Annotated in this window: 3 protein-coding genes; all 3 read left to right on the forward strand. The window is 64.5% G+C overall.

Features of this window, described 5'->3' with window-relative positions; translation table 11 throughout:
- Positions 1–123 precede the first annotated feature (123 nt).
- The 3 genes from ABIB35_RS18670 (at position 124) to ABIB35_RS18680 (ending at position 3,024) form a co-directional block, all read left to right on the forward strand.
- Positions 124–966 (forward strand): ABC transporter ATP-binding protein, encoded by an 843-nt coding sequence (locus tag ABIB35_RS18670; protein WP_354183235.1) that lies wholly within the window; start codon positions 124–126, stop codon positions 964–966.
- Positions 963–1,790, forward strand: coding sequence for an ABC transporter permease (locus tag ABIB35_RS18675; protein ID WP_354183236.1), 828 nt, complete (start codon positions 963–965; stop codon positions 1,788–1,790). The genes ABIB35_RS18670 and ABIB35_RS18675 overlap by 4 nt, the downstream gene beginning before the upstream one ends.
- Before the next feature lie 88 nt (positions 1,791–1,878).
- Entirely contained in the window at positions 1,879–3,024 is a 1,146-nt protein-coding gene (locus ABIB35_RS18680) for an ABC transporter substrate-binding protein (protein ID WP_354183237.1), read from the forward strand.
- Positions 3,025–3,194: the final 170 nt, after the last annotated feature.

Here is a 3,194-nt window from a genome sequence, read left to right on the forward strand (position 1 = left end):
TACTGGTCCTTGAAGTCCTGGGTAAAGGGGTAGCCGCTGGGCATCGCATCGCTCCTGTAGTTTCAGAGCGTTGCACTGACCATATGACTCTGCCCACCGCTACCGCAGAGGAGAACAACCATCATGAGCGGATTAGTTGAACCGGAGGTTCTGAGCGGAGCCGTTGAACCCGCGGTGGACGTCCGGGACGTACACCGGGTGTTTTCCACCGGTCGCGGACCCGTGACGGCCCTGGAATCCGCCAGCTTCACGGTGGCGCCGGGGGAGTTCGTCTCGCTGATCGGACCGTCGGGCTGCGGCAAGTCCACCCTGCTGCGTCTGATCGCGGATCTTGATGAACCCACCAGCGGAAGCATCAGCGTCTTTGGCCGCACCGCCCGGCAGGCGCGCCGGGAGCAGGCCTACGGCATCTGCTTTCAGCAGGCAGGTCTGCTGCCCTGGCGGACCGTGCGGGGGAACATAGAACTACCGCTTCAACTCCATGGAGCGGGGGCAGCAGTCCGCCGGAACCGTGCCGAGGAACTCCTGGGCATGGTGGGGCTCACCGAATTTGCCGATTCCTTTCCGGACCAGCTCTCCGGCGGCATGCAGCAGCGCGTGGCGATTGCCCGGTCACTCGCCGAGAGTCCGCGGCTGCTGCTGATGGATGAGCCGTTCGGTGCCCTGGACGAAATGACCCGCGAACGGATGCAGAACGAGCTGGTGCGGATCTGCGCGGAAACCGGTGCCGCCGTCGTCTTTGTCACCCACTCCATTCCGGAAGCGGTTTTCCTCTCCGACCGGGTGTTCGTGATGTCCGCGCGGCCGGGCCGGATCAAGGATGTGCTGCCGATCCGCCTGGGTGCGGCGGAGGATCGCGGCGAAAACCTGCGCGAAGAAACCGCTTTCTACGCGGCCATTACCGCTGTGCGGGAAGCGCTGCACGGCACCGAGGTGGCGCCGCTGCGCGGAGTGGAGACACGGTGACTGAGCTGAAGTCATCGGCGCTGAAAACTGCGCCGGCTGCTGCGGCCGCCACCTCACCTGCGCTGCTGGGCCGGGCGCTCGACGGCGGGAAGCAGGCACTGCTGCCACTACTGCTGGGGGCAGCGGCCGTGCTGCTCTGGCAGGGAGCGGTGAGCCTGTTCTCCGTTCCGCCGTTTGTCCTGCCGGGTCCTTTCGCCATAACTGCCGGGTTTGTGGAAAACAGAGCAAATATTGCCTCCGCCTCGCTCGTGACGGGAACCAACGCTCTGGTGGGCCTGGTGGCCGGCGGCCTGATCGGTGTGCTGGCCGCCGTCGTCGCCGCTTTCCTGCCCAGCTTTGACCGGCTGGCCGGGCCCACTGTGGCCGCGCTGTCCGTGGTACCCATCGTGGCGGCGGCACCGGTGCTGTACACAATGTTCGGCGCCGGCGAGGAAGCGCCGCGGCAGATTGTGGCGGGAATAGCGGTTTTTGTTCCGGTCTACGTCAATTCGCTGCGCGGGTTCCGGCAGGTCCTGCCGGTGCACCGGGACCTGATGCGCTCCTATGCTGCGGGCCGCTGGCAGGTGACCCGCGCGGTGACCCTGCCCAGTGCGGTGCCCTATATGTTCACGGGGCTGCGGATCGCCTCCTCCCTGGCCGTGATTTCGGCGCTGATTGCCGAGTACTTCGGCGGTCCGGTGGGCGGACTGGGCAAATCCATCACCTCGGCGGCTGCCGGCAGCAACTACACCCTTGCCTGGGCCTACGTGCTGGGCGCCGTCGTCGTCGGCCTGCTCTTCTTCTGCGCAACCGCCGCGCTGGAGAAATACAGTTCCCGGCACTGACACCGCCTCACCCACATCCGTTCCGTGTATCCCTTCTGTCTGGAGGGATGCTCACCTCGATCCATTCACACTCACTGGAGGCAATGACATGGCAAGTGCAAAACGTATCCGCACGGCCGCAGCGGCCGGAGCCGCCGCAGTACTGGTCCTGGCCGGCTGCGCCTCGGGCAGCGGAGCAGAAGCTGACGACGAACCGGCCGAAGGGCTGACGCCCGTCAAACTGCAGCTGCAGTGGTTCTCGCAGGCACAGTTTGCCGGATACTACGCGGCACTGGACCAGGGATTCTTTGAAGATGAAGGGTTGGAGGTGGAAATCGTGGAAGGCGGCGCGGACATCGTGCCCCAGGACGTGCTCGCTTCCGGAGACGTGGACTATGCCATCTCCTGGGTGCCAAAAGTCCTGGGTTCGATTGAGCAAGGGGCCAACATCACCAATGTGGCGCAGATTTTTGAACGCAGCGCCACCTTGCAGGTGTCCATGGCGGACTCCGGGATCGACGGGCCGGAAGACCTCGCCGGGAAAAAGGTGGGGTCCTGGGGATACGGCAATGAGTGGGAGCTCTTCGCCGGAATGCAGGATGCCGGCGTGGCTCCGGGCGACATTGAGCTGATCCAGCAGGCCTTTGACATGAACGGCTTCCTGTCCGGGGACATCGATGCCGCCCAGGCCATGACCTACAACGAGTATGCGCAGGTGCTGGAAGCCGTGAATCCGGAGACGGGGGAGCTGTTCCAGCCAGAGGACCTGAGCGTCATTGACTGGAACGAGGAGGGCTCGGCCATGCTGCAGGACGCCATCTGGGCCGACGCGAGCCGGCTGGCTGATGACACCGGGTATCAGGAAACCACCACGGCGTTTATCAAGGCCGCCATCAAGGGCTGGATCTATGCCAAGGACAATCCGGAGGATGCGGCGCGCATTGTGACTGAATCCGGCTCCACCCTGGGCCAGAGCCACCAGCTGTGGATGACCAACGAGACCAACAAGCTGATCTTCCCCTCCACTAACGGCGTGGGCATGATCGATGAGGCCGCATGGAAGAAGACGGTGGACATCGCCATGGGAACGCAGAATGAAACCGGGGCCACCATCCTGACCACCGAGCCGCCGGAAACGGCCTACACCAATGAGTACGTAGAGAAGGCGCTGGCGGAACTGGAAGAAGAGGGCGTGGACACCAAGGCGGCGGATTTTGAGCCCGTTGAGGTGACTCTGGCCGAGGGCGGAAACTAAGGAGCGGACGACGGCGGCAGGCAGGTCAACTTGCCGGCCGCCGTCTGCGCCGGGCGGCTCTAAAAAGCCCGGCTGGGAGCGGATTTGCGCGTCCCTCCAACCCCGTGTAGAGTCTTCTAAGTCGCCGCGGCCGGGAGTTGAGAAACTCACCGAGCATGGCGGCCAAACCC

The organism is Arthrobacter sp. UYP6 (assembly GCF_040547315.1).
Taxonomy (GTDB): Bacteria; Actinomycetota; Actinomycetes; order Actinomycetales; family Micrococcaceae; genus Arthrobacter_B.

Excerpts from the sequence above, each read along its gene's own strand:
- ABIB35_RS18670 (WP_354183235.1), top strand. The coding sequence starts at position 124 with ATGAGCGGATTAGTTGAACCGGAGGTTCTGAGCGGAGCCGTTGAACCC.
- ABIB35_RS18680 (WP_354183237.1), top strand. The coding sequence starts at position 1,879 with ATGGCAAGTGCAAAACGTATCCGCACGGCCGCAGCGGCCGGAGCCGCC.